The 25,589-nt window shown below is 64.4% G+C and carries 21 protein-coding genes, 2 tRNA genes and 1 pseudogene; 11 read left to right on the top strand and 13 right to left on the bottom strand.

What is annotated here, in order from left to right:
* The first annotated feature begins 224 nt into the window (after positions 1–224).
* From CO669_RS24595 to pepT, 6 genes are all read left to right on the top strand, one after another.
* On the top strand, positions 225–1,415 hold the full coding sequence (locus tag CO669_RS24595; protein WP_097662526.1) for an aromatic ring-hydroxylating dioxygenase subunit alpha: 1,191 nt from the start codon (positions 225–227) through the stop codon (positions 1,413–1,415).
* A gap of 60 nt (positions 1,416–1,475) precedes the next feature.
* Positions 1,476–2,771 (top strand): spinster family MFS transporter, encoded by a 1,296-nt coding sequence (locus tag CO669_RS24600; RefSeq protein WP_097662527.1) that lies wholly within the window; start codon positions 1,476–1,478, stop codon positions 2,769–2,771.
* 142 nt (positions 2,772–2,913) lie between these two features.
* The gene (locus CO669_RS24605) at positions 2,914–3,117 is read left to right on the top strand and encodes a hypothetical protein (RefSeq protein ID WP_063194782.1); all 204 of its coding nucleotides are present in this window, start codon (positions 2,914–2,916) and stop codon (positions 3,115–3,117) included.
* Positions 3,118–3,278: 161 nt separating this feature from the next.
* Positions 3,279–3,355, top strand: a tRNA-Asp gene (locus CO669_RS24610).
* A gap of 187 nt (positions 3,356–3,542) precedes the next feature.
* On the top strand, positions 3,543–3,887 hold the full coding sequence (locus tag CO669_RS24615; protein ID WP_097662528.1) for an HU family DNA-binding protein: 345 nt from the start codon (positions 3,543–3,545) through the stop codon (positions 3,885–3,887).
* Positions 3,888–4,003: 116 nt separating this feature from the next.
* The gene (gene pepT, locus CO669_RS24620) at positions 4,004–5,254 is read left to right on the top strand and encodes a peptidase T (protein WP_097662529.1); all 1,251 of its coding nucleotides are present in this window, start codon (positions 4,004–4,006) and stop codon (positions 5,252–5,254) included.
* Between the two features lie 55 nt (positions 5,255–5,309).
* On the opposite strand, the gene CO669_RS24625 is transcribed toward pepT, so the two are convergent.
* Positions 5,310–6,200, bottom strand: a complete 891-nt coding sequence (locus CO669_RS24625) for a hypothetical protein (RefSeq protein ID WP_097662530.1) — start codon at positions 6,198–6,200, stop codon at positions 5,310–5,312.
* 443 nt (positions 6,201–6,643) lie between these two features.
* Between CO669_RS24625 and CO669_RS24630 the strand changes: the two genes are divergently transcribed.
* The 5 genes from CO669_RS24630 to CO669_RS24650 are packed head-to-tail and all read left to right on the top strand — an operon-like array spanning position 6,644 to position 13,510.
* Positions 6,644–7,006: a hypothetical protein gene (locus CO669_RS24630; RefSeq protein WP_097662531.1), complete on the top strand. Its 363-nt coding sequence runs from the start codon at positions 6,644–6,646 to the stop codon at positions 7,004–7,006.
* A gap of 55 nt (positions 7,007–7,061) precedes the next feature.
* Positions 7,062–8,336: a divalent metal ion exporter subunit IhpA gene (gene ihpA, locus CO669_RS24635; protein ID WP_097662532.1), complete on the top strand. Its 1,275-nt coding sequence runs from the start codon at positions 7,062–7,064 to the stop codon at positions 8,334–8,336.
* Positions 8,333–9,310, top strand: coding sequence for a divalent metal ion exporter adaptor subunit IhpB (ihpB, locus tag CO669_RS24640; RefSeq protein WP_097662533.1), 978 nt, complete (start codon positions 8,333–8,335; stop codon positions 9,308–9,310). The genes ihpA and ihpB overlap by 4 nt, the downstream gene beginning before the upstream one ends.
* Entirely contained in the window at positions 9,303–12,515 is a 3,213-nt protein-coding gene (ihpC, locus tag CO669_RS24645) for a divalent metal ion exporter subunit IhpC (RefSeq protein WP_097662534.1), read from the top strand. The genes ihpB and ihpC overlap by 8 nt, the downstream gene beginning before the upstream one ends.
* 2 nt (positions 12,516–12,517) lie before the next feature.
* Positions 12,518–13,510, top strand: a complete 993-nt coding sequence (locus tag CO669_RS24650) for a cation diffusion facilitator family transporter (RefSeq protein WP_198964240.1) — start codon at positions 12,518–12,520, stop codon at positions 13,508–13,510.
* Positions 13,511–13,573: 63 nt separating this feature from the next.
* Here CO669_RS24650 and CO669_RS24655 read toward each other — a convergent pair whose 3' ends face one another.
* The 12 genes and pseudogenes from CO669_RS24655 to tig all read right to left on the bottom strand — a co-directional run bounded on the left by CO669_RS24655 (position 13,574) and on the right by tig (position 25,514).
* Positions 13,574–14,653 carry an acyltransferase family protein gene (locus CO669_RS24655; RefSeq protein WP_097662535.1) on the bottom strand — a complete coding sequence of 360 codons (1,080 nt, stop codon included), beginning with the start codon at positions 14,651–14,653 and terminating at the stop codon, positions 13,574–13,576.
* A gap of 132 nt (positions 14,654–14,785) precedes the next feature.
* Positions 14,786–15,646, bottom strand: a complete 861-nt coding sequence (locus CO669_RS24660; protein ID WP_097662536.1) for a class I SAM-dependent methyltransferase — start codon at positions 15,644–15,646, stop codon at positions 14,786–14,788.
* 280 nt (positions 15,647–15,926) lie between these two features.
* Positions 15,927–17,135: a hypothetical protein gene (locus CO669_RS24665; protein ID WP_143278719.1), complete on the bottom strand. Its 1,209-nt coding sequence runs from the start codon at positions 17,133–17,135 to the stop codon at positions 15,927–15,929.
* Positions 17,136–17,401: 266 nt separating this feature from the next.
* A complete protein-coding gene (locus CO669_RS36120) occupies positions 17,402–17,575 on the bottom strand; it encodes a hypothetical protein (protein WP_181770258.1) in 174 nt (57 codons plus the stop codon).
* A 53-nt stretch (positions 17,576–17,628) separates the two neighbouring features.
* Positions 17,629–17,729 (bottom strand): annotated as a pseudogene (locus CO669_RS36430) (SAM-dependent methyltransferase); the annotation flags it as partial.
* 46 nt (positions 17,730–17,775) lie between these two features.
* Positions 17,776–18,033: a hypothetical protein gene (locus CO669_RS24670; protein WP_097662538.1), complete on the bottom strand. Its 258-nt coding sequence runs from the start codon at positions 18,031–18,033 to the stop codon at positions 17,776–17,778.
* A gap of 106 nt (positions 18,034–18,139) precedes the next feature.
* Positions 18,140–18,216: transfer RNA gene (locus CO669_RS24675), tRNA-Val, on the bottom strand.
* Positions 18,217–18,262: 46 nt separating this feature from the next.
* Positions 18,263–18,667, bottom strand: coding sequence for a GFA family protein (locus tag CO669_RS24680; RefSeq protein ID WP_097662539.1), 405 nt, complete (start codon positions 18,665–18,667; stop codon positions 18,263–18,265).
* Positions 18,668–18,739: 72 nt separating this feature from the next.
* Entirely contained in the window at positions 18,740–21,163 is a 2,424-nt protein-coding gene (gene lon, locus CO669_RS24685; RefSeq protein ID WP_097662540.1) for an endopeptidase La, read from the bottom strand.
* Positions 21,164–21,488: 325 nt separating this feature from the next.
* Complete coding sequence (clpX, locus tag CO669_RS24690) at positions 21,489–22,760, bottom strand: ATP-dependent Clp protease ATP-binding subunit ClpX (RefSeq protein WP_097662541.1); 1,272 nt, start codon at positions 22,758–22,760, stop codon at positions 21,489–21,491.
* A 470-nt stretch (positions 22,761–23,230) separates the two neighbouring features.
* A complete protein-coding gene (locus tag CO669_RS24695) occupies positions 23,231–23,863 on the bottom strand; it encodes an ATP-dependent Clp protease proteolytic subunit (protein WP_097662542.1) in 633 nt (210 codons plus the stop codon).
* Positions 23,864–24,152: 289 nt separating this feature from the next.
* Entirely contained in the window at positions 24,153–25,514 is a 1,362-nt protein-coding gene (gene tig, locus CO669_RS24700; protein WP_097662543.1) for a trigger factor, read from the bottom strand.
* Between the last annotated feature and the right edge of the window lie 75 nt (positions 25,515–25,589).

The following is a 25,589-nucleotide window of genomic DNA, read 5'->3' on the forward strand; positions in this document are numbered from 1 at the left end:
AGCCCAAGCCTGCCAAGCCCAAGCCTGCCAAGTCCAAGCCTCCCAAGTCGAAGCCTCCCAAGTCGAAGCCTCCCAAGTCGAAGCCTGCCAAAACCCGCGGGCCGTCCCATCAAATGCATCTAAGAGGCATTTGGAAGATCGTTGACATTGTCATCGAATTATTTTTCACTCTGGGCAAGACGCAACAAGCGGCGCGGCCACGGGCTGGCAGCGGGAGGACAAGCATGACCATCACCCAGCGGGATCGCGATCTCGGCACGGCCTATGCGATGAAGCCGGCGCACACGCGCACCGAGCTGACCTCCGTCGTGCGCGGCACGCCGATGGGCGAGCTGCTGCGCCGCTACTGGCATCCGGTCGGGCTCGTCGGCGACGCCACCGACACACCGAAAAAAGTGCGCGCGCTCGGCGAGGATCTGGTGCTGTTCCGCGACAAGCATGGTCGCGCCGGGCTCCTGCATGCGCGTTGCTGCCACCGCGGCACCACGCTCTACTACGGCAAGGTCGAGGAGGACGGCATCCGCTGCTGCTATCACGGCTGGAAGTTCGACACCGAGGGCCATTGCCTGGAACAGCCCTGCGAGCCCGACGGCGGCCAGTTCAAGGACAAGGTGCGCCAGCCCTGGTATCCGGTCGAGGAGCGCTACGGCTTGATCTTCGCCTATATGGGTCCGGCCGAAAAACGCCCGGTGCTGCCGGCTTACGAGTGCCTGGACAACATGGACGACGGCGAGTTCGTCGAGGCCGACGATTCCTCGATCGGCGGCGGCGGCCCCGCCATCATCCCCTGCAACTGGCTGCAGCATTTCGAGAACGTGGTCGATCCCTATCACGTGCCGGTGCTGCACGGCTCGTTCTCGGGGCCGCAATTCACTGACATGATGGCCTCGATCCCGGAGGTGAAGTTCGAGAAATCGCCGCGCGGCGTGCTCGTGCGCTCCGAACGCAAGCAGGACGACGGCAAGGTGTTTTATCGCGTCAGCGAGGCCGCGCTTCCCACGCTGCGCGTGGTGCCGAACCCGCGCGTTGCGCAGTTCGCCCGCGTCGAGTCGATCGGCTGGGTGCTTCCGATCGACGATGGCTCCTTCCGCATCTACGTCGCCGGCCGCGTCAAGAACTCCGGCGACATCAGCCGCATGCGCTCGAAGTTCAACGGCAAGTTCTGGTGGGACATGACCGAGGAAGAGCACCAGCAATTCCCGGGCGACTACGAGGCCCAGGTCGGCCAGGGCGAGGTCACCGTTCATTCCGAGGAGCATTTCGGCCAGAGCGACCGCGGCATCCTCCTGATCCGGCGCATGCTGAGCGACCAGCTCGACGCACTCGCCGCAGGCCGCGACCCGATCGGCGTCTCGTTCGATGCAAGCGCGCCGCCGGTGGAGTTCGAAGCCGGGAATTACATCCGCGAAGGCTGATCTACCAGCTCCAAACGGAGCTGGACCGACAACGATAATAAACACAAATTGGGGGAAGCCATGGTCGACGTGACGTCACAAATGTCGGTGCAGACGGCTGCCGCGGCAAAGCCCTCGGCGCGGCGCTATTACGTGCTGGGGCTGCTCACCATCATCTACGCGCTGAACTTCCTCGACCGCACGATCTTCAACGTGCTGATCGAGCCGATCAAGAAGGAGTTCGCCCTCAGCGACACCATGATGGGCCTGCTCGCAGGCTTTGGCTTTGCGCTGTTCTATTCCCTGCTCGGCATTCCCATCGCGCGCGTCGCCGACCGGGTCAACCGGCGCAACATCGTCGCGTTGGCGTTCGCGTTCTGGAGCGCGATGACGGCGCTGTGCGGTGCCGCCACCAGCCTGACCTCGTTGGCGCTGGCGCGCATCGGCGTCGGCATCGGCGAATCCGCAGGCTCTCCCGCCTCGCAGTCCATCGTCGCCGATCTCTTCGCCAAGAACGAGCGCCCGCGCGCGCTCGGGATCTACGCCATCGGCACTTATCTCGGCGTTTTCCTCGGCTATTTCGTCGGCGGCTACGTCAACCAGCACTATGGCTGGCGCATGGCGTTCTACGTCGCCGGCCTGCCCGGCATCCTGCTCGCCGTCGTGCTGTGGCTGACGATCTCCGAGCCGAAGCGCGGCGCGATGCAGGAGAGCTTCGTGCCCGAGCCGCTCGGGCCAACATTGCGCTTTCTCGCCTCGCAGCGCAGCTTCATCATCGTCCTGATCGGCTTCTGCCTCACGACTTACACGAACTACGCCACCGCGGCCTGGATCCCGCCGTTCCTGGCGCGCGTGCATCATCTGTCCAGCGCCGAGATCGGCACCTATGCCGGCACCTTCAAGGGCCTTGCCGGCATGGCCGGTACCTTGCTCGGCGGTTTCGTGGTGGCGCAAGTGAGCCGCCGCGACGACCGCTGGAAGCTGTGGGCGCCCGCGATCACCTCCGGCCTTGCCGGCCCGGTGTTCGCGCTGTGCATGCTGACGCAGGACTTCAGGATGATGGTCGCCATGCTGGCGCTGACCTCCTTCCTGGTCGGCTTCCATCTCGGCCCGATCTTCGCGATCGCGCAGACGGTGGCCAAGCCCAGCATGCGGGCGCTCGCCTCCGCGCTGATCGCGCTGACCGCCACCTGCTTCGGCCAGGGCGTCGGCCCGCTCGCGGTCGGCATGGTCAACGACGCGTTGAAGGCAAGCTATGGCGCCGAGGCCGTGCGCTATTCCCTGCTCTCGGCGGCGGTCACGACCATGCTCGGCGCCCTGCTCTTCATCTGGGCGGCGCGGTCGATCCGGGCCGATATCGACCGGGCGGCGGCCTGAGACCTCATCCGGCCGCAAGCCCGGCGAAACCCAGCGGGTGTATTAATGAAACCATTTTGCGGAACCCGCGAAACCATCCGGAAACAGATGGTCCTTAGAAGATGAGCCCATAGACGGCGGCAAAGCCCGTCGGGAGGCTCAGATGAACCACTCCATTCACTCTGCTGATCGTGCGACCCATCTGAAGATCGTGGTGGTGGCGCTGGTGGCCGGCATCATGGTGGCCGGCTTCGGCATCGCAGCCCGCACCAATGCCGATTACAGCCAGACCGCCCAGTCCACCCACGTGATCAAGGCCGGCAAGCCGGTCGTGGTGACGAGCGCCGGGACGTCGGAGATTCGCTGAAGCGTCCCCTGCCGGGCTGACCCATGGCCGCCTCCGGGCGGCCTTTTTCGTTTTCCAGAGCAATGCTTAAGCGGAGATGCGCCGGCGCTTCGCAACGTCCTTGACTTCACCCAGCCCCGCCTTTAAGTCCCCCCTCGTTCCGCGCGCATCGAGCGAACCACGCGGGAGTAGCTCAGTTGGTTAGAGCGCCGGCCTGTCACGCCGGAGGTCGCGGGTTCGAGCCCCGTCTCTCGCGCCATTTTGGCAATCCCTTCAAAAACTTACCCCAAACTTCTCAACGCCTTGCGCGGCAATGATCAGCGTCCGGCGGGAACTGGTGGCATAGTCAGCTGGCGCCCGAATCGTCTACGTCTCAAAGGACTTAGAGGGCGCCCCACGTTTTTCCCGGCATTTTCGGGGCTTCCCGGTCATTGAGGAGGCCAGCCATGGTTAAGAAGGATTTGGCTAAGAAGGATTCGGCCAAGAAGGATTCGGCGAAGAAGTCCGCCGCTCCCGCCACCATTACGCTCAAGCACCTCGCCGCGGACATCGCCGAGAGTCAGGACCTGTCCAAGAAGCGCGCCGAGGCCGTCCTGACCGACATGGTCGATCTGATCGCCAAGCACCTGAAGAAGGGCGACCGCGTCCGCATCGTCGGGCTCGGCATTCTCCAGGTCCGCAAGCGCGCCGCCCGCACCGGCCGCAATCCCGCCACCGGCGAGCCGATCCACATCAAGGCCACCAAGAAGGTCACGTTCCGTCCGGTCAAGGAACTGAAAGAGGCGATCTAGATTCGCGTCTTGTGAGCCAAGGTTTCGTTAAGCCTGATTACATCGCGTTCCGGCCGCAACGCGGCCCGCTTTCTGGTATACCGCCTGTCTTCCCCTGACCCGGCGGTTTGACCAGAATGTCCTCCCTCACCTTTTCGCATACCGTAACCGAGCGCTTCCTGCGCTACGTCACCATCGACACCCAGTCCGATCCGGATTCGCCTCGCTCGCCCTCGACCGAGAAGCAGAAGGATCTCGGCCGCATGCTCGCCGCCGAGCTGAAGGCGATGGGCGTGGCCGACGCTCATCTCGACGACTACGGCTATGTCTATGGCACCATCCCGGCCAACACCGACAAGAAGGTGCCCGTGATCTGCTTCTGCTCGCACATGGACACATCGCCCGACGTCACCGGCAAGGACGTCAAGCCGCAGGTCTGGAAGAACTATCGCGGCGGCGACATCACCCTGCCGGGCGACACCAGCCAGGTGATCCGCTTCAATGAGCACCCCGCGCTGAAGAACCAGATCGGCAACGACATCATCACCACCGACGGCACCACGCTGCTCGGCGCCGACAACAAGGCCGGCGTCGCCGAGATCATGGATGCCGCGCAGTTCTTCATCGCCAACCCTGATGTGAAGCACGGCACCATCAAGATCCTGTTCACGCCGGACGAAGAGATCGGCCGCGGCGTCGACAATGTCGACATCCAGAAGCTCGGGGCCGATTTCGGCTACACAATGGACGGCGAGAGCGCGGGCTGCGTCGAGGACGAGACCTTCTCGGCCGACGGCGCCACCATCACCATCACCGGCGTCAGCGCCCATCCCGGCTACGCCAAGGGCAAGATGGAGCACGCCATCAAGATTGCCGCCGCCATCGTCGAGCGCCTCCCGAAGGAAGGCTGCTCGCCGGAGACGACCTCGGGCAAGCAGGGTTTCCTGCATCCGATCGGCATCGAGGGTGCGCTGGAACAGGCGACGCTCTCCTTCATCGTCCGCGACTTCACCGAAGAGGGACTGAAGGAAAAGGAGGTCCTGCTCGAGACCATCGTCAAGGATGTGATGAAGGACTATCCGCGCTCGACCTACAGCTTCGAGGTGAAGGAGCAGTATCGCAACATGAAGCAGGTGATCGACCGCCACCCGCACGTGCTGGAATACGCCATCGAGGCGATCCGCCGCGCCGGTCTGCGCCCGATGCGCACCGCGATCCGCGGCGGCACCGACGGCTCGCGCCTGTCCTTCATGGGCCTGCCCTGCCCCAACATCTTCGCCGGCGAGCACGCCTTTCACTCGCGGCTCGAATGGGTCAGCCGGCAGGACATGGAAAAGGCGGTGCAGACCATCGTGCATCTCGCGATGATCTGGGAAGAGAAAGCCTGAAGCCTCCACAGGCGTTCGTATGGCCGGGCTTGCGCCCGGCCATTTGTTTTGCAGCCTATGGCACCGGCATCGCGCGCGGATTGCGATGGAAGCGGTTTGAGCTCGCCATCCAGTTCGGCAGGGGTTCGCCATCGCGATGCCGTCCGCCGGCCACGGCCGCAGCCCACGCCACCGCGGCACCGATCAGGGTCGCGGCTGCGATCGAGAACGCCACGATGATGGAGTTGCGCCGCGCCCGGTTGATCGCCGTCCTGGCATCCGCGATCAGCGCATCGACGCGCCGTTCGGCGTCCGGGGCCGTCAATCCCGTCAGGCCGGCAACCTGCTGCACCAGGAAAGTCCGATCATCGGCGCTGACGCCGCTATGGCTGGACGACGTCATCAGAATGCGTCCGGCCTCGGCGCGCTCTTCCCTCAGATCGATGTTTGGCGCGCGACGCGGCGCGCGGAACAGCTTGTCGAGCTCGTAGCTCAACAGCGGCTCGGCTGTCGAACTGTTGCTAGCCGAGCTGCGCAGCGGCGAACGGTCGATCGCGGCGGCGCCGAGCAGCGCGAGCAGAGCTGCGCCGGCCAGCACGGCCAGAGCCCAGGCCGTCAGCCCGTGCAGGCCGTCCCGCCGCTCGCCATCGTCTTCGATCGTCGCCAGTGCCGGCGCCGGGCGCGTCGTGCGGCCCGCGATGTAGCCACCAAAACCGAAGCTGATGATCGCCTGGATGATCAAATACAGCCCCGAGAGCAGGGCCAGCGCGGCCGAGGCATCGCGCCATGTCGGCGAGGCCGAACTGACGCCGAGACCGACGGCGACGCCAAAGCCGATCAGGATGAAGGACATCGCGCCGGCAGCGAGAGCGCCTGCGAACACCGAGCTCCACTGGATGCTGCGGGGGGCTTCGCCGTCGAGGCCGCCCTCGATGATCTCTTCTTGCATGAGAGTTTCGACCGTCATCGCGGCTCTCTCAACGCAGGCCGAAGAACGACAGGATCGCCATGATGACGACGATCAAGCCGATCAGATAAATCAGTCCGTCCATTGTCCGTCCTCCTCAGTTTCTTATGGTCGCTAATTGCGACCGCCGACGAACGTTCCAAACTGGACGAAACGGCGGGAACGAACGGACCAGCTGCGTGTTGATCGCTGGAGTCCCAAGGATGACATTGTGAGCACAAGGCCTCAGCCGGTCAGCCCGGCTGGGGCCTTTCCGTGTTTGCAATGACCGCACCTGTTCCTGTCGCAGGTTAAAGATGCGAACGTGCGGAGCCCGCCAGTGAGACGTGACCGCCACGCCTTCGCGGCTGCGGCAATTGTTCCCGGAACGTAACAATGTTGCGGGTCGACACTGTTCCCGCCGCCATGCTAGGCCGGGCACAGACCGCAACCAGAGTGACGTCGTGCTCGCGAACCGCCAGCCCCGAGGAACCTGCCGTCCGCGCAACTGGCGCGGGCTGTTCTCCGTGCTGATCGCGATCGTCTATCTGTTCGCGGGCGCGCTGCACGGCGCGCACGACATCGACGTCACCACGCCCGGCGGCGGCTCGGAGATCGCCGCGGCCCTCGATGGCTCCACGGGCCACAGCGACCACAAGGCGATCGGCGGACATCATTGCCATGGCTGCTTCTCGCTGGCGGTGACACAGCCGGCGCCATCCACCGCGGCAACCCCGCTTGTGTCCGCGACGAGTCCGCAACCTGCGCCTCGGCTCGCCGGCATCATCCCCGATACCGTCTCTCCCCCTCCCAAGCCTATTGCCTGAACGGATTGGTCGGGCGTTCTGCGCCCATTAGGTTCATCCTTCACAGGTCGGTTTCATGTTTCGCAGGGGAATGGCCGCGCGCCTCGTGTGCGCGGCGACGTGTCTGATTGTCGGATCGGCGCTTGCGCCGTTGCAGGCTCAGACTTTGACGATGCGCAGCGCGCTCTCGCGCGCGCTGGCCGCGAGCCCGCGGCTGACGGCAGCCGAGCGCGACGTCGGCATCGCCGCGGGCCAGCGCATCCAGGCGGGCGCCCTGCTCAACCCGGAACTGTCCTATGAACAGGACAATTCGCTCGGCTCCGGCATCTATCGCGGGACCCGCTCGGCCGAGACCACGCTCCAGATCAGCCAGGCCTTCGAGCTGTTCGGCAAGCGCGACGCGCGGATCGCGGCCGGTGCCGCCGGCATCGAGGTCGCCGCGATCCAGCGCAAGGCGATCAGGCTCGAGGTGCTGTCGGAGACCGCGATCGCGTTCCTCGGCGTGCTCGGCGCGCAGCGGCGCATCCATATCCTCGACGAGCAGATTGCGGCGATCGACCGCCTGACGCCGCTGCTCCGCCGCCGCGTCGAGGCCGGCGCCTCCTCTCCGGCCGAAACCGGCCGCGCCGAAGTCGCCTCCGCCCTGGTCAAGGCCGACCGCGAGCGCTTCAAGGCAACGCTGGCCAGCGCCCGACGCGAGCTTGCGGTGCTGATGGGCGATCCCAACGCCAAATTCGGCGAGGTCTCCGGCCGGCTCGACATCCTGGGCAAAACGCCGACGTTCCAGGCGGTGGTCGCCGCCATCGACGCCAATCCGCAGCTGGTGCGCTGGACCGCGGTCTATGCCCAGCGCAATGCCGAGCTGCTGATGGCACGCCTCAGGCCCTATCCGGACGTGCGGATCGCCGCCGGCTGGCGCCACTTCAACGAGACCAATGACGATGCTGTCAGGCTCTCCCTCTCGGTCCCGATCCCCGTGTTCGACCAGAACCAGGGCAACATCCTCTCGGCGCAAGAGAGCCTCGCCAAGACCAAAGCCGAGCGCGAGGCCAACCGCAACACGCTGATCGTGATTGCCGGCCGTGCCTACGACTCGCTGCAGGGCTCGCTGCGCGAGCTCGCCGTGCTGCGCGAGACCGCCATCCCCAAGGCCGTCGAGGCCTCCGAGGCGATCTCGCAAGGCTACGGCCAGGGCCGCTTCACCCTGCTCGAGGTGCTCGACGCCCAGGCCAGCGTCACCCAGGCCCGGCTGCGCGAGCAGGAGGCGCTGCAGAACTTCCATGCCGGCGTTGCGACCATCGAAGGCCTTGTCGGCAATCCGTTCACGCTGGCGCGGGAGAGCGCGCGATGAAACCGTCCTCGACCATCCTCGTCGCCGTCATTGCCGCCGCACTCGGCGCGTACGGCTACTCCCTGCTCGCTCCCGCCAAGGTCGCGCCCGCCGAGCACGCCGAACATTCCGAACCGAAGAAGCCGAACGACCATGTCGAGCAGGACGAGCACGGCGCCGACCGCATCCGCATCTCCGACGTCAAGCTGGCGGCTGCCGGCGTGGTGCTGGCGGAGGCTGCGAGCGCGACACTGACCGACACGCTCGCCTTCAACGGCATTCTCCGAGCCAACCAGGAGGCCGTGGTGCAGGTGACGCCGCGCTTTCCAGGTCTCGTCAAATCGATCCAGAAGCGCATCGGCGACAAGGTCGGCAAGGACGACCTGCTCGCCGCGATCGAGAGCAACCAGAGCCTCACCGTCTACGAGCTGAAGGCGCCCATTGCCGGCACGATCATCGAGCGGCAGATCTCGCTCGGCGAATACGCCTCGGAGCAGAAGCCCGCCTTCGTGGTCGCCGACCTCTCCACCATCTGGGTCGACCTGTCGATCTACCGGCAGGATCTCCGGCGCGTCCGTCTCAACGACGAGGTGCTGATCGATCCCGACGACGGCCGCGGCGAGATCAAGGGCACGATCTCCTACATGGCCCCGATCGGCTCGAGCGAGACCCAGACCGCATTGGCCCGTGTGGTGCTGGCGAATCCCGAAGGCCGGCTGCGTCCCGGCCTGTTCGTCACGGCAAGGCTGATCCTCGCCGCGCGCAATGTCGCGGTCGCCGTTCGCAAAAGCGCGATCCAGACGCTGGAGAACAAGACCATCGTGTTCGTCCGCGAGGACGGCGACAAGATCGAGGCGCGGCCGGTGGAGCTTGGCGATTCCGATCCGCGCCACGTCGAGATCAAGGCTGGGCTTTCCGCCGGCGAGCATTACGTCGCGGAAAACAGCTTCGTCGTGAAGGCGGAGATGGGCAAGGGCGAGGCCGAACATGATTGACGCGCTCCTCGCCTTCTCCGTACGTCAACGATGGCTCGTGGTCCTGCTCGCGCTCGCGGCCGGCGCCTTCGGCGCCTGGAATTTCACCCGCCTGCCGATCGACGCTGTCCCCGACGTCACCAACGTCCAGGTTCAAATCAACACGCGCGCCCCGGGCCTGTCACCGCTCGAAGCCGAGCAGCGCATCACCTTCCCGCTCGAGACCGCGATGGGCGGCTTGCCCAGGCTCGACTATACGCGCTCGATCTCGCGCTATGGGCTGAGCCAGGTTACCGTCGTGTTCCAGGACGGCACCGACATCTATTTCGCGCGCCAGCTCGTGAACGAACGCATCCAGCAGGCGAAGGACCAGCTGCCGGCGGGAACCGAGGTCGCGATGGGACCGATCTCGACCGGGCTCGGCGAGATCTATGTCTACTCGGTCGAAGCCAAGGCCGGCGCGAAATCGTCCACGGGCGCCGAGTTCACGCCGACCGAGCTGCGCACCATCCAGGACTGGATCATCAAGCCGCAACTGCGCACCATCCCCGGTGTGATCGAGGTCAACTCGATCGGCGGCTATGAGCGGCAGTTCCACGTGCTGCCGATCCCCGGACGGTTGATGGCCTACAAGCTCGGCTTCCGCGACATCATGGCGGCGCTGGCCGCCAACAACGCCAATGTCGGCGCCGGCTATATCGAGCGCAACGGCGAGCAATACCTCGTCCGCGCGCCCGGACAGGTCGCCAATATCGAGGATATCAGGGACATTGTGATCGGCTCGCGGGGCGGTGTGCCGGTCCGTATCCGCGACGTCGCCGAGGTCGGCGAAGGCCAGGACCTGCGCAGCGGCGCAGCAACCACGAACGGCAACGAAACCGTGCTCGGCACCGCCATGCTGCTGATCGGCGAGAACAGCCGCACCGTGGCCCAGCGCGTCAAGGCCAGGCTCGCGGAGATCGCGAAATCTCTGCCCGACGGCGTCATCGCGCGCGCCGTCTACGACCGCACGCATCTGGTGGAAGCCACCATCCAGACGGTCGAGAAGAACCTCGTCGAGGGCGCGGCGCTGGTGATCGCGGTGCTGTTCCTGATCCTCGGCAACTTCCGCGCCGCGCTGATCACGGCCTGCGTCATCCCGCTCTCCATGCTGTTCACGATCACCGGCATGGTCGAGAGCAAGGTCAGCGCCAACCTGATGAGTCTTGGCGCCATCGATTTCGGCATCATCGTCGATGGCGCCGTCATCATCGTCGAGAACTGCCTGCGGTTGCTTGCCGCCGAGCAGCACCGGCACGGCCGGCTGCTGACGCTGGACGAACGGCTCCGGACCATTCGCGACGGCAGCAGCGAGGTCATCAAGCCGAGCCTGTTCGGGACGCTGATCATCGCTGTGGTCTATCTGCCGGTGCTCACCCTGACCGGGACCGAAGGCAAGATGTTCACGCCAATGGCGCTGACGGTGCTGATGGCGCTCGCCGGCGCGGCGCTGCTGTCGGTCACGTTCGTCCCGGCCGCGGTTGCGATCTTCGTCACCGGCAAGGTCTCGGAGACGGAGAACGTCTTCATGCGGGTGTCCAAGCGGTTCTATGTGCCGCTGCTCGACCGCGCCATCCGCTATCGCGGCAGCGTCGCGTTCGGTGCGGTGCTGATCGTCGCTGGCAGCATCTTCGCCGCGACGCGCATGGGCGGCGAGTTCATCCCGAGTCTCGATGAAGGCGACATCACCATCGAGACCATCCGGATTCCCGGCACCAGCCTGACCCAGAGCGTCGACATGCAGCTCCGGCTGGAAAAGGCCGTCAGGCAGGTGCCGGAGGTCGCGACCATCTTCTCCAAGATCGGCACCGCCGAGATCGCCAACGATCCGATGCCGCCGAACGTCGCCGACACCTATGTCACGCTGAAGCCGCGCGAGGAATGGCCCGAACCGGCCAAGCCGAAGAGCGAGGTGATCGAGGAGATCGAGCGGGCCGCCAACACCCTCCCCGGCACCGCCTATGGCATGACCCAGCCGATCCAGATGCGCTTCAACGAGCTCATCGCCGGCATTCGCAGCGACGTTGGCGTCAAGATCGTCGGCGACGATCTCGACGTGCTCGCCGGCATCGCCCAGCAGGTCAACGGCGTCGTTCGCGGCATCGAGGGCGCCGCCGACGTCAAGACCGAGCAGGTCGCGGGCCTGCCGATCCTCACCGTCAAGCTCGACCGCCAGGCGCTGTCGCGCTATGGCCTCAGCCTCAGCGAGGTGCAGAACCTCGTCGAGATTGCGATCGGCGGCAAGCCGGTCGGCAAGCTGTTCGAGGGCGATCGGCGCTTCGACATCGTGGTGCGGCTACCGGAAAGCCTGCGCGCCGATCCGGATACGATCAAGTCGCTGCCGATCCCGTTGCCACCAGGCGAGGACGTCGCGGCCGTCACGAAGACCGCCTGGCCGGGGGCATCGGGAACGACGCCGCGCTACGTGCCGCTCTCGTCCGTTGCGGCGATCGAGATCGCGCCCGGCCCCAACCAGATCAGCCGCGAGAACGGCAAGCGCCGCGTGGTGGTGATGGCCAACGTTCGCGGGCGCGACTTGCGCTCCTTCGTCGCCGAGACGCAAGCGGCCGTGGCCGAGAAGGTCAAGCTGCCGCCGGGCTACTTCATCGGCTGGGGCGGCCAGTTCGAGCAGCTGGTCTCCGCGACCAAGCGGCTGACCATCGTGGTGCCGGTCGCGCTGCTGCTGGTGTTCCTGCTGCTGTTCATGGGCATGGGATCGGCGGCTGATGCGGCGCTGGTGTTCTCAGGCGTGCCGCTGGCGCTCACGGGCGGCGTCGCGGCGCTGCTGCTGCGCGGTATTCCGCTCTCGATCAGCGCCGGCGTCGGCTTCATCGCGCTGTCGGGTGTCGCCGTGCTCAACGGCCTCGTCATCATCGCCTTCATCGAGCGGCTGCGCAGCGAGGGGCGATCCGTCGCGGAGGCCGTGCGCGAGGGCGCGCTGACGCGGCTGCGGCCGGTGCTGATGACGGCGCTGGTCGCCTCGCTCGGCTTCGTGCCGATGGCGCTCGCCACCGGTGCCGGCGCGGAGGTACAGCGGCCGCTGGCGACCGTGGTGATCGGCGGCATCATCTCCTCGACCATCCTGACATTGCTGGTGCTGCCAGCGCTCTACGTGCTGTTCCGGCGTGACGCGGCGCACGAAACGCCTAGAATGGCGCCTGATTTGGCGGCGTCCGGGGAGCGCTAGACTTGGGTAGCCACGACCACCACGGCCATCACCACCATGATCATGCCGGCCACAGCCACGATCATGGACCCGGTCATGACCACAGCCATGATCATGGACTTGGCCACGCGCATGTCCATGCGCCCGCCAATTTCGGCAAGGCCTTCGCGATCGGCATCTCGCTGAACACCGCGCTGGTCGTGGCCGAGGCGGTCTACGGCTACATCGGCAACTCCACTGCGCTACTCGCCGACGCCGGCCATAATCTGTCCGACGTGCTCGGCCTCGTCATCGCCTGGGGCGCCTCGATCGCGGCCCGGCGCGCGCCGAGCGGCCGCTTCACCTACGGCTTTCGCGCCTCCACCATCCTGGCGGCGCTGGCGAACGCGGTGTTCCTGCTGGTCGCTACCGGCGCGATCGGCTGGGAGGCGATCCTGCGCCTGCGCGAGCCTGAGCCGGTCGCAGGCGTCACCGTGATGGTGGTCGCCGGCATCGGCATCCTCGTCAACGGCTTCACCGCGATGCTGTTCGCCAGCGGGCGCAAGGACGACATCAACATCGAAGGCGCGTACTTGCACATGGCCGCCGACGCCGCGGTCTCGCTCGGCGTCGTCATCTCCGCCGCGCTGATCATCTGGACCGGCTGGCTCTGGCTCGATCCGATCACCAGCCTCGTCATCTGCGCCACCATCCTCTGGAGCACGACCAGCCTGTTGCGCGGCTCCGTCGACATGTCGATGGCCGCTGCGCCCAGGGGCACCGACCTCGCCGCGATCAGGACGTTTTTGCTCGCGCGTCCAGGCGTCTCGGCGTTCCACGACCTCCATGTCTGGCCGATCTCGACCACGGAGACTGCGCTGACCTGCCATCTCGTCATGCCCGCCGGCACGGGCGACGCCTTTCTGATGGAGACCGCGCAGCTGCTGAAGGCATCGTTCCGCATCGGCCACACCACGCTGCAGATCGAGACCCATCCCGACAACGGCTGCGCGCTGGCGCCGGATGATGTGGTGTGAGGCATTGTTTGGCCGGCTCCGGCCACCGTTGTCGTCCGGGACAAGCGTGTCCGCCACTTGCCGCTAAGCTGTCACGTCGGAGCTGGCCGCGCCCGCAATGACGCCGTTCTTTGAACGTCGCGCCAGCCAACGCGCCGCCCAGCGATTGATCGGACGCTCGAGCAAGATCCAGGACGCCGACGCGATCGCGATGACCACCACGAGCATGATCCAGCGCCAGATCTCGCCATTCGCCTTGTCGAAGTGCCGCCAGGCCGCCAGCCACGGCAAGAACATGAATGCCGGCCAGTGCCACACATAAAGGCCATAGGAGACATCGCCAAGCTTGACCAGCAAGCGCGGCGCCGCCGGCAGAAGCGCCAGGCCGGCGACGGCCAGGCAGCACGCCATGGGGGTTGCCCATACCGTCAATCGCGGACCGAAAACATACGCACCGGCCGCGAGCGCCAGAAGCCCCAGACTGGAGCTCCAGCGCGGGGAGAGCCGTGCGATCATCATGTAGGCGAACACGCCCGCGGCGAAGTCGGCATAATGGCCGTCAGCGAAACGGGCGATGATCGGAGGTTGAGGCTCGATCGCGCGCCCGACCCAGGCAGCCGCGACGCACCAGACGAGCAACAGCCGGACTCCGCCGAGCGGGATGAGCACTGCGGAGACGAGGTAGAAAATCACCTCGTATTCGAGTGTCCAGCCGACCGAGTTCATCGGTGTGGCTTGCGGAACGATCAGGAGCGACCGCAATATCCGCCCCAGCTCGATCTCTTGAGACGGCCCCCCGATGCTGCGGCTGAAGAGAACGATCATCACCAGCGTGGCCAGCGCGTTGAGGGGGTAGATGCGGAAAAAGCGCTTGGCGAGGAAACTTAGGGGCGTGTAACCCGGCGCCGTCGAGACGTAGCAGACAATGAAGCCGGATATGGCAAAGAACAGATCGACCCCGTCGGCTCCGTGATCGGCCAGAAATTTCCAGGTGACGAGCTGCGACTTGTCGAAATAGATCAGCGCGAGATGCGTGTGAAAGTAGAATACGGCCAGAGCGGCCACCGCGCGCCCGAGCTGCACGCCCGGCAGTCGGCCATGACGTTGAGCGTCTCCCCTCCGGTCCACGCCTGCCAGCGCACCCGGCCTTGCGTCACTCGGCATGTCCGCTCACGCGCAGTTCGGATGACGCATCCTAAAGCATGATCCGGAAAATTGCGAAGCGGTTTTCCGGAAGGATCAGGCGCAAACAACAACCTGAAGGGCGATGACGGTTCATCCGAATCTCATCGCGCTTTACGTCGCCTTCGCCGTCACGATCCAGATCGCGCCCTGCAGCGCCACGCTCTGCCCCTTCAGGAACGGCGTGAGCATCTCGCGGATCGAGGCTTTTGCAGCCTCATAGGTCTCCGGCGGATGTCCCTGCAGCGCACGGCTGGCCGGGCCGATCTGGAGGGCGCCGTCGACCGCCGCGTCGAGGCCGCCGCCGATCGCAACATCCATCGGCAGATTGTGCGGCTCCATCGCCACGTCGACGAAGCCCGCGCCTTTGAGGATGCGGCTCACGCGCTCTTCCGAGGCGAAGGCGAACGGGCCCGGCTCCTCCGGTCCGACCGGCGGCATTTTCGGCACATGCTTGTAGACCGCCATCAACGGCGCCATCATCCACGGGTTTTCCTTCGGCTCGCGCCAGCAGGCAAAGGCGAGCCGCCCTGAGGGCTTCAGCGCGCGGCGCAGGTTGGCGAAGGACGCGACGGGATCGGCAAAGAACATCACGCCAAAGCGCGAGGCGAGCAGATCGAAGCTCGCCGGCTCGAACGGATAGAAGGTCGCATCCGCCAGCACGAAATCGAGCGGCAGACCCTTGGGCGCAAACGCGCGCGCCTGCGACAGCATCGGCTCGGACACGTCGAGGCCGAGCGCAAAACCGTCAGGCGCCACCGCCTTCGCAAATGCGAAAGTCGTCGCCCCCGAACCGCAGCCGACGTCGAGGATACGCTCGCCCGGCTTCGGCTTGGCGCGGTCGATCAGCACATCGGCAATGGGGCCGAGCAGGCTCTCCTGCGCCGCATGGCGATCGGCCCAGCGCTGCCCGCTCGGTCCGTTCCAATAGGCGATCTGGTCGGCATTTTGATCATTTCCGCTGGGCTGTTGCATCGGGCTCCTCGTCGCACGCGCTCGCGCGCCACCTGTCCTTGCAGGATCGCATCCGTTCTCGGGAATTCCTATCAGATTTCGATTGTCTGAGTGAATCTCGGTCGGCGGGCCCGGCACGTCTCCGCCTGAAGTGACATGGTTATCGCTCTGGCCCGGCGACGAATTCCATCGCTATCGAGATCGGAACGCCGTCGAACCATGTGACAATAACCAAACACAGCTCAAGAGCGGATGCTGACATAAATTCGCGTGAAGCCTCGCATGCGCTGTGCTTCGCCGCCTAGTTTCTCAGGGAGAGTGCTGCTGACCTTGCTATGTCCCAGACATGCACGGGAAGGGCCGGCATCGGTGGAGTGACGTTCGGGCGATAGACTCGCTCGATCAGGTCAACGGAGGCTCTGTGCACATCCCGGACCGTCAGTGCTGCCTGCACGGACCAGGCCATCCAGACAAGAACGGGTAACCAGCGAATCCGCCGACTCGACGATGCCATGGCGAGCAGCAGGCCGTAGGCAAGCGCCGGCAGCGCCAAATGACGATCCCTCGCATAGGCGTAGGAGAAAAGTGCGCAGCCAAGAGCGACAATGAGGAGCAATATCGCCGGTCTGCTTCTCCATTTCGGCAATAGCAATGCGATCAACGCAGTCGATGCCAATAGCAGGGGAGTCTCGTAGCGAAGTTCGTGTATCGGCTCTCCCCATTTGGTCAGGCGAGTCCAAAGCGCGATGACCTGTGACGCGATGTTGACGGCATAGGACTGAATATCGACCGGGCTGGCGTTGGCCAGCCCCATTCCGTGGCCGATGGTCGCGGCTCTCATGACGAAATAACCGAGCGTGATGGCACCGAAAACCAGCGTTGCCCTCACCGGCAAGGACGCCGCAAGAAAAGGGTAGAAAACCAGCAGAGCCAGGCCGTTCTCCTTCATCGAGAGAGCCGCCACAAACAGGATGGCGCACAGAGTCAGCTTCATGCCTTCGCTCCGCGAAGAGAAGACAACAGCCAGACCCGCCGCAAAGCAGATCAAAACGACAATGTGAGGCAGTTCGCTCAGCCATATGACCGACCCCGATATGAACGGAGACCCGATCAGAAAAACGGCAAGCAGTGGAATCGTCGAACCCGGCAGGTCCAGCCGCGCCGCCGCGACGGATGTCGTCCACAACAGTAAGAGCAAAGCGCCAAACTGGACGATCCGGTAGGGCAAAAGATGCCAGCCAAAGGCGGAATGCAGCAGTTTCAGCAACAGCTCCGCACCTGGCCGATAGAACGGGCTGCCGTCCATCCACGCCGGGCTAAAGGGGATTTCGGCGAATCGTTGATTGCCGAGCCGGTAGAGCCACGCAAGATCGTCCACGTATTCGAACGGCTGGCGGGCCATGACCACGAACAGGCCGATCATGAGAACGGCGGTGCCCGTCCACATGATCGTCATTGCCGAGCGGCGGATGACGTGCGGGAGAGGCCGATCTGGCAGACTTAGATCCATGGTCGGATCAGTCCTAAAGCATGATCCGGAAAAGTGCGAAGCGGTTTTCCGGAAAGATCATGCGCAAACAACAACCTAAAGCGCGATGACGATTCATCCAAATCTCATCGCGCTTTAGTCCCGCAGATGCTCGGGATCGTGTTCCATGGCTGCCGCGCGCGCACGCGAAGCCGAGCGGCGGCGGGCCTTGATCATTCGCCTTTCGCGAGCGGCTGCACGGTCTTCCCGCCGAACCGCAGCGATGGCCTCGAAGATATGTCGCATCATCAATGGGTCCTGAAATACAGCGTCGCTATCAGAGCGAAAAGCCCGATCCAGACAATCGCTCCCAATTCCAAGGCTTCCGCCACGGTAACGCTCAGTGGCGCTGTGCGCCGCAAGCCGATCCATAGCAAAACCGCAGCAAACGGCAGGACAATTAGAGCGAAACCTTGGATCATGAGCACAATCTAGTCCACCACACAGACCCGGCGCAAGTCGAGGTAGCGATCGTGGCGCGGTCGATCAGCACCTCGGCGATGGGACCGAGCAGGTCTCCTGCACCGCGTGGCGATCGGCCCAGCGCTGTCCGCTGGGGCCGTTCCAATAGGCGATCTAGTCGCTGGGCTGTTGCATCGGGAGCCTCTTGATTGCAGCCCGTCTACGTCCGGAATCCACTGCACGCCCGCAGCAAGATCTCAAGCGGAAGCGTTCGAGACAGCTCCGCCCGGGGCGTGGCGCTGTCATCGGACTCGATCAGCTCGTAACGGCGACCACAATGACGCTTGCCGCAGGGCGGATGATTGGGCGCTTCGTTCCACCGGATCGCGGCGAGCGGCTGCAATTCTGCGAGAGCCTGTTGGCGCGTCTGAAATCGACCCTGGTGCTCGGCGTGCAATTCGTCCTCGATGACGAGCATTCCCTCGCTTCGCTCGACCGAATTGAGTGTGATGCCTTGCCGAGTTCTGCTCACTTGCCGGGCTGTGCTGACTTGCCGAGCCATAGCTCGCGAAGCGAACGAAGGCTGGTGGGCGGTCACGGATTCGAACCGCGGACCCTCTCGGTGTAAACGAGATGCTCTAACCAGCTGAGCTAACCGCCCTCGCCGCCTCTTTATCCCTACCCGCCCTCGCTGGGCAAGCCCGACCTCAATCCTGCGGGCGGCCCGGCAGGAGTGGCACCGCGTCGATCCAGACTGCCGCGGACCGGCACCAGATCTGCCTGACGGGGCGCAATTTGTCGCGCTGGCGGATCGAGCCCCAGCGGATGCCCCAATCGTCGGCCTGGTCGCCCTCGCCGCTGGTGAACAGCGGGGAACCGCAGTCGGCGCAAAAATGCTGGAAGCGCATCCGGCCGTTGTCGCCGCGCTTGCCGTAGATTTTTGGCGTGCCGGCGGTCAGGTGGACGTCCGCCCCGGAACAGACAGCCGTCACGCGGAATGGCGAGCCGGTCAGCGCCTGGCAGTCCGTGCAGTGGCACACCGAGACCGCCTCAGGATCGACCTCGGCCGCGAAGGTGATCTTGCCGCAATGGCATTGCCCGTCGATCTGCATCGCCCTCGTCCCCTTCCCAAAACAAAAACGGCGCCCGAAGGCGCCGTTTTATCATTTTTTCGAGCTGCGATCTCAGTGAGCGGTCAGGCCGCCGGCAGCCTCGTCGCCGTCCGGCTTCACCGTCACCTTGGTGTCCTCTTCCCAGACGATCGGCACCGGCTTCTTCACCAGCGCCTTGGCGATGACGTCGTCGAGACGGGAGACCGGGATGATCTCCATGCCGCCCTTGATCGCATCGGAAATCTCCGTGAGATCCTTGGCGTTGTCCTCGGGGATCAGCACCGTCTTGATGCCGCCGCGGGCCGCAGCCAGCAGCTTCTCCTTCAGGCCGCCGATCGGCAGCACGCGGCCGCGCAGCGTGATCTCGCCGGTCATCGCGACATCGTGCCGGACCGGGATGCCGGTCATGACCGAGATGATCGCGGTGGCCATGGCGACGCCCGCGGACGGACCGTCCTTCGGGGTCGCGCCCTCAGGCACGTGCACGTGGATGTCACGGCGGTCGAACATCGGCGGCTCGATGCCGTAGTTGATCGCGCGCGAGCGGACATAGGACGCCGCAGCCGAGATCGACTCCTTCATCACGTCGCGCAAGTTGCCCGTGACCGTCATCTTGCCCTTGCCGGGCATCATGACGCCTTCGATGGTCAGCAGCTCGCCGCCGACATCGGTCCAGGCAAGCCCGGTGACGATGCCGACCTGCGGCTCGCTCTCGATCTCGCCGAAGCGGTACTTCGGCACGCCGAGCAGCTCTTCCAGAGTCTTCTCGGTGACCTTGACCGACTTCTTCTTGGAGATCATCAGCTCCTTCACCGCCTTGCGGGCGAGTGTGGAGAGCTCACGCTCCAGGTTACGCACGCCCGCCTCGCGGGTGTAGCGGCGGATCAGAAGCAGCAGTGCGTCGTCGTCGATCGAGAACTCCTTGGAGTCCAGGCCGTGCTTGGACACCGCGTTCGGGATCAGATGCTTGCGCGCGATCTCGACCTTCTCGTTCTCGGTGTAGCCCGCGATCCGGATGATCTCCATGCGGTCCATCAGCGGTCCGGGAATATTGAGCGTATTCGCGGTGGTGATGAACATCACGTTGGACAGATCGTAGTCGACCTCGAGGTAGTGGTCGTTGAAGGTCCCGTTCTGCTCGGGATCGAGAACCTCGAGCAGAGCCGAGGACGGATCGCCGCGGAAATCGGCGCCCATCTTGTCGATCTCGTCCAGCAGGAACAGCGGATTGGACGACTTCGCCTTGCGCATCGACTGGATGATCTTGCCGGGCATCGAGCCGATATAGGTGCGGCGGTGACCGCGGATCTCGGCCTCGTCGCGCACGCCGCCGAGCGAGACGCGCACGAACTCGCGTCCCGTCGCCTTCGCGATCGACTTGCCGAGCGAGGTCTTGCCGACGCCGGGAGGCCCGACGAGGCACAGGATCGGACCCGTCAGCTTGTTGGCGCGCGACTGCACCGCGAGATACTCGACGATGCGTTCCTTGACCTTCTCCAATCCGTAGTGATCGGAATCCAGGATGGCCTGCGCCTGCTCCAGGTCCTTCTTCACCTTGGATTTCTTGTTCCACGGGATCGACAGCAGCCAATCCAGATAGTTGCGCACGACGGTCGCTTCCGCGGACATCGGCGACATCTGGCGCAGCTTCTTCAATTCATGCTGCGCCTTCTCGCGCGCTTCCTTGGAGAGCTTGGTCTTGGAGATCTTCTCTTCGAGATCGGCGAGCTCGTCGCGACCGTCGTCGTCGCCGAGTTCCTTCTGGATCGCCTTCATCTGCTCGTTGAGATAATACTCGCGCTGGGTCTTCTCCATCTGGCGCTTGACGCGCGAGCGAATGCGCTTCTCGACCTGCAACACCGAGATCTCGCTCTCCATCAGGCCCAGCACCTTCTCCAGGCGCGTGGTGACGGACAGCGTCTCCAGGATGCCCTGGCGGTCCGCGATCTTGACCGCGAGATGCGAGGCGACGGTGTCGGCGAGCTTGGCGAAGTCGGTGATCGCCTGCACGACGCCGACGACCTCGGCCGAGATCTTCTTGTTGAGCTTCACATAGCTCTCGAAGTCGGACACGACCGAGCGCGCCAGCGCTTCCGCCTCGACCGACTTCGCATCGGTGTCGGCAAGCGCAATTGCGGTTGCTTCGTAATAGTCGGCGCGATCGGTGTACTTCTGCACGCGCGCACGCTCAAGCCCTTCGACCAGCACCTTCACGGTGCCATCGGGAAGCTTCAAGAGCTGGAGCACGCTGGCGAGCGTACCGGTCTCGTAAATGGAATCGGGCGCCGGATCGTCGTCGGACGCGTTCTTCTGCGTCGCGAGCATGATCAGCGCGTCGTTCTTCATCACCTCTTCAAGCGCGCGGATCGACTTCTCGCGGCCGACGAAGAGCGGAACGATCATGTGCGGGAAGACGACGATGTCGCGCAGCGGCAGCACGGGATAGGCGTGCGTTTCGCCATGGACGATGGTTGGCCGCGGTTTTGGATTAGTCATGGCCTTTTCCTTTTGCTTTGCCCCCTTGCACGCAGTCCGCCGTCTTCATGCGCAACCGCCACAAGGTGCCGAGGTGATCCACAAACCGGCCTACCAGTCGAAGGTTGGACCGGCCTTGCCGGATCGGAACTGAGGCGAATCTTGAAGAGAATTTTCGCTCGCCGCCGACATTAGGTGGCTATCGACCCGGGGGGTGTCAAGTCATTGAAAAACGCGCGCCATCAGGCGCTTACGCAACGCGGTAAGCGACGCAACACCGGCTGCGGAACAACATTTCCGCAGCCCCAACTCAAAGGTACGATTGGAGCGTTCCAGCGCCGGAAGCTCAGGCGCTGGCGTTCTCGACCGCGCGATCGGTCCGATCGGCGTAGATGTAGAGCGGACGGGCCGTGCCTTCCACGACTTCGCGCGAAATCACGACTTCTTCCACACCTTCCAGGCCCGGCAGATCGAACATGGTCTCGAGCAGGATCGCTTCGAGGATCGAACGCAGGCCCCGCGCGCCGGTCTTGCGCTCGATCGCCTTGCGGGCGACCGCGCCAAGCGCCTCGTCGGCGAAGGTCAGCTCGATGTTCTCCATCTCGAACAGCCGCTGGTACTGTTTCACCAGCGCGTTCTTCGGCTCGGTCAGGATCTTCTTCAGCGAGGTCTCGTCCAGATCCTCGAGCGTCGCCACGACGGGCAGACGGCCGACGAATTCCGGGATGAGGCCGTACTTCAGCAGGTCCTCAGGCTCGACGTGACGGAAGATCTCGCCGGTCCGGCGGTCTTCGGGCGCCATCACCTGGGCCGCGAAACCGATCGAGGTCGACCGTCCCCGCGCCGAGATGATCTTCTCGAGGCCGGCGAAGGCGCCGCCGCAGATGAACAGGATGTTGGTGGTGTCCACCTGCAGGAATTCCTGCTGCGGATGCTTGCGGCCGCCCTGCGGCGGGACCGAAGCCACCGTGCCTTCCATGATCTTGAGCAGCGCCTGCTGCACGCCCTCACCCGACACGTCGCGCGTGATCGAGGGATTGTCGGACTTGCGGCTGATCTTGTCGATTTCGTCGATGTAGACGATGCCGCGCTGAGCGCGCTCGACATTGTAGTCGGCGGCCTGGAGCAGCTTCAGGATGATGTTCTCGACGTCCTCGCCGACATAGCCGGCCTCGGTCAGCGTGGTCGCGTCCGCCATGGTGAACGGCACGTCCAGGATGCGCGCGAGCGTCTGCGCGAGCAGCGTCTTGCCCGAACCGGTCGGACCGATCAGCAGGATGTTCGACTTCGCAAGCTCGACGTCGTTGTGCTTGGTCTGGTGGTTGAGGCGCTTGTAGTGGTTGTGCACCGCGACCGAGAGGACCTTCTTCGCATGGTTCTGGCCGATCACGTAATCGTCCAGGACCTTGCAGATTTCCTTCGGCGTCGGAATGCCGTCGCGCGACTTGACCAGCGAGGATTTGTTCTCCTCGCGGATGATGTCCATGCAGAGCTCGACGCACTCGTCGCAGATGAAGACCGTGGGACCCGCGATCAGTTTGCGGACTTCGTGCTGGCTCTTGCCGCAGAACGAGCAATATAGCGTGTTCTTGGAGTCGCTCGTGCCGACCTTACTCATTCCTGTCTCCGTCCGCGGTTCGATCCCGTTCCGCTCGATCGCTCCATTCCGGCACGATGGCCAGCATGAAGCTTAAGTAGAGCAAATTCCGTACCAAAAAAGACCCTACGCATTACATCCCGTGCGAATCACGGTCGCTCGATTCTCCGCGATCATAGCCGATCATTCGTAGCCAACCATGCTGTCACCCGACTATCAAGAATTCGCTAATCGGGGGTCGCCGGCTACCCGTGACAATACCGTGATTTCCGGTCTTGGCACGGGCGAAGTGATCGAAATCACCCCGGCGTTGCTGGATTGCCACGAAAAACAAGCACGAAAGCGGAACCTTCTGCCTGTCGCAGGGCGCAAAATACCGTTTTGCGACGCGCGCACGCGTCCTAAACGTGAACGCTGCCCTGATGGCGCCCGGCGATCCCTCAAGCATTTGCCCGAGGGCCTAACAAGGGATCGCCGCAGCCCCAGTAGTGCTACGGGGTTTTCGCCGCCGGCTCCTCGGCGCGCTTGTCGATGACCCTGTCGACCAGGCCGAACTCCTTGGCGTCGTTCGCGGTCAGGAACTTGTCGCGTTCCAGCGCGTCCTCGATCGCCTTGTAGGTCTGGCCCGTGTGCTTCACGTAGATCTCGTTGAGCCGCTTCTTCAGGTTCAGGATTTCCTGGGCATGCAGCATGATGTCGGTGGCCTGGCCCTGGAAGCCGCCGGAGGGCTGATGCACCATGATGCGCGAGTTCGGCAGCGAGAAGCGCATATCCTTTTCGCCGGCGGCGAGCAGCAGCGAGCCCATCGAGGCCGCCTGCCCCGTGCACAGGGTCGAGACCGCCGGACGGATGAACTGCATGGTGTCGTAGATCGCAAGGCCCGACGTCACCACGCCGCCCGGCGAGTTGATGTACATCGAGATTTCCTTCTTCGGATTATCCGCCTCGAGGAACAACAGCTGCGCGACGACCAGCGTCGACATGCCGTCCTCGACCGGACCGGTCACGAAGATGATGCGCTCTTTCAGGAGGCGCGAGAAGATGTCGTAGGCGCGCTCGCCACGGTTGGTCTGCTCGACCACCATGGGCACGAGGTTCATGTAGGTTTCAACCGGATCGCGCATGAGTCACCTAGGTTTTTCGGACGTGGACATCGCCTGTCGTGGCTGCCAGTTGGGCTGGATTTGCCGGAAGGCCGACGCACGTCCCGTGATGCAGGACTTGTTGGTGTAGAAACTCGGGTACGGGGCGTACCGACAGATATAGCCCAATTCGCTTCTGACAAGTGCGGAGCGAATTAAGGCTTAATCCGTGGGGCAGTTGAAGCTGATTCGCACAAAGAGGCCCAGCCGGCCATCTGGCTAGCTGGGCCCCTTCGCCGATCATCCTTAATAGATGCCTGCCTCAAACCCTTCAGGCCGCGGTCTTTTCCGCCTCGTCGTCCTTGTAGAGGTCCTCGCGCGAGACCTTCTTCTCGGTCACGTTGGCGAGCTCGAGGATGAAGTCGACGACCTTGTCCTCATAGATCGGTGCGCGAAGCTGGGCCAAGGCCTGGGCGTTGCTGCGGTAATAGTCCCAGACTTCCTTCTCGCGGCCGGGCATCGAGCGCGCGCGCTCGATCACGGCGCGGCCGACCTCGTCGTCGGTCACGGTGATCTTGTTCTTCTCGCCGATCTCGGAGAGCACGAGACCGAGCCGCACGCGGCGGTCGGCGATCTTGCGATACTCTTCCTTGGCCTTGTCTTCGGTGGTGTCCTCATCGGCGAAGGTCTTGCCGGCGGAGGCCATCTCGGCGTTGACCGAGTTCCACATCAGATTGAACTCTTCATCGACCAGCGAGGGCGGCGCCTCGAAGCGATGCGCCTCGTCGAGGCGGTCGAGCAGCGCACGCTTGACGCGCTGGCGCGTCGCGCCGGCAAACTCGGCAACCAGACGCTCGCGCGCGGCTTCCTTCAGCTTGTCCAGCGATTCGAGGCCGAGCGTCTTGGCGAACTCGTCGTCGATCGCAACGTCCTGCGGCGCCTCGATCGTGGTCGCGGTGGTCTCGAACTCGGCCGGCTGACCGGCGAGCTTGTCGTTCATGTAGTTCTTCGGGAACGATACCTTCAGCGTGCGGGTCTCGCCGGCGCCGATGCCGATCAGCTGCTCCTCGAAGCCCGGGATGAAGGTGTTGGAGCCGATCACGACCTGGATGCCTTCACCGGTGCCGCCTTCGAAGACTTCGCCGTTGATGCTGCCCTTGAAGTTGATGGTGACGCGGTCGCCGGATTCGGCCTTGGCGCCCTCGGCCTTCGCGGCATAGCCGCGGTTGGTGTCGGCGATGCGCTTGATCGCCTCGTCGACGTCGGCCTCGCTGACGTCGGCGACGGGCTTCTCGACCTGGAAGGTCTTGAAGTCGGCGAGCGCGATCGCCGGCACCACCTCGATCGCGACCGTGTAGGTCAGATCGGTCTTGCCGCTCAGGAGCTCCTCGACCTCGGCCTGCTCGCTCGGCATGGTGATCTTCGGCTCGGTCGCAAGGCGGAAGCCGCGCTCGGAGAACAGCTGCGTGTTGGTGTCGCGGATGGTCTGGTCGATGGTCTCGGCCATCACCGAGCGGCCGTAGACCTTCTTCAGGTGCGCGACCGGCACCTTGCCGGGACGGAAGCCGTTGATGCGGACCTTGTCCTTGAGGTCAACGAGCTTGGCACCGGCCTTGGCGTCGAGATCAGACGCGGGAACGCTGATCTTGAACTCGTGCTTCAAACCTTCCGAGAGGGTCTCTGTGACCTGCATGGCGTCCAATCTTCTTCTCGTTCGGTCCCGGCGCGCATGCGTCGGGACGCTGTCATTAATCGATCCGGCGCGAGG

It is taken from the genome of Bradyrhizobium sp. Y36 (assembly GCF_002531575.1).
Taxonomy (GTDB): Bacteria; Pseudomonadota; Alphaproteobacteria; order Rhizobiales; family Xanthobacteraceae; genus Bradyrhizobium.

Bases quoted from the DNA above. Each gene is read 5' to 3' on its own strand.
- CO669_RS24595 (WP_097662526.1), top strand. From the start codon at position 225: ATGACCATCACCCAGCGGGATCGCGATCTCGGCACGGCCTATGCGATG.
- CO669_RS24600 (WP_097662527.1), top strand. From the start codon at position 1,476: ATGGTCGACGTGACGTCACAAATGTCGGTGCAGACGGCTGCCGCGGCA.
- CO669_RS24605 (WP_063194782.1), top strand. From the start codon at position 2,914: ATGAACCACTCCATTCACTCTGCTGATCGTGCGACCCATCTGAAGATC.
- CO669_RS24615 (WP_097662528.1), top strand. From the start codon at position 3,543: ATGGTTAAGAAGGATTTGGCTAAGAAGGATTCGGCCAAGAAGGATTCG.
- pepT (WP_097662529.1), top strand. From the start codon at position 4,004: ATGTCCTCCCTCACCTTTTCGCATACCGTAACCGAGCGCTTCCTGCGC.
- CO669_RS24625 (WP_097662530.1), bottom strand. From the start codon at position 6,200: ATGACGGTCGAAACTCTCATGCAAGAAGAGATCATCGAGGGCGGCCTC.
- ihpA (WP_097662532.1), top strand. From the start codon at position 7,062: ATGTTTCGCAGGGGAATGGCCGCGCGCCTCGTGTGCGCGGCGACGTGT.
- ihpB (WP_097662533.1), top strand. From the start codon at position 8,333: ATGAAACCGTCCTCGACCATCCTCGTCGCCGTCATTGCCGCCGCACTC.
- ihpC (WP_097662534.1), top strand. From the start codon at position 9,303: ATGATTGACGCGCTCCTCGCCTTCTCCGTACGTCAACGATGGCTCGTG.
- CO669_RS24655 (WP_097662535.1), bottom strand. From the start codon at position 14,653: ATGCCGAGTGACGCAAGGCCGGGTGCGCTGGCAGGCGTGGACCGGAGG.
- CO669_RS24660 (WP_097662536.1), bottom strand. From the start codon at position 15,646: ATGCAACAGCCCAGCGGAAATGATCAAAATGCCGACCAGATCGCCTAT.
- CO669_RS24665 (WP_143278719.1), bottom strand. From the start codon at position 17,135: ATGGATCTAAGTCTGCCAGATCGGCCTCTCCCGCACGTCATCCGCCGC.
- CO669_RS36120 (WP_181770258.1), bottom strand. From the start codon at position 17,575: ATGATCCAAGGTTTCGCTCTAATTGTCCTGCCGTTTGCTGCGGTTTTG.
- CO669_RS24670 (WP_097662538.1), bottom strand. From the start codon at position 18,033: ATGCTCGTCATCGAGGACGAATTGCACGCCGAGCACCAGGGTCGATTT.
- CO669_RS24680 (WP_097662539.1), bottom strand. From the start codon at position 18,667: ATGCAGATCGACGGGCAATGCCATTGCGGCAAGATCACCTTCGCGGCC.
- lon (WP_097662540.1), bottom strand. From the start codon at position 21,163: ATGACTAATCCAAAACCGCGGCCAACCATCGTCCATGGCGAAACGCAC.
- clpX (WP_097662541.1), bottom strand. From the start codon at position 22,760: ATGAGTAAGGTCGGCACGAGCGACTCCAAGAACACGCTATATTGCTCG.
- CO669_RS24695 (WP_097662542.1), bottom strand. From the start codon at position 23,863: ATGCGCGATCCGGTTGAAACCTACATGAACCTCGTGCCCATGGTGGTC.
- tig (WP_097662543.1), bottom strand. From the start codon at position 25,514: ATGCAGGTCACAGAGACCCTCTCGGAAGGTTTGAAGCACGAGTTCAAG.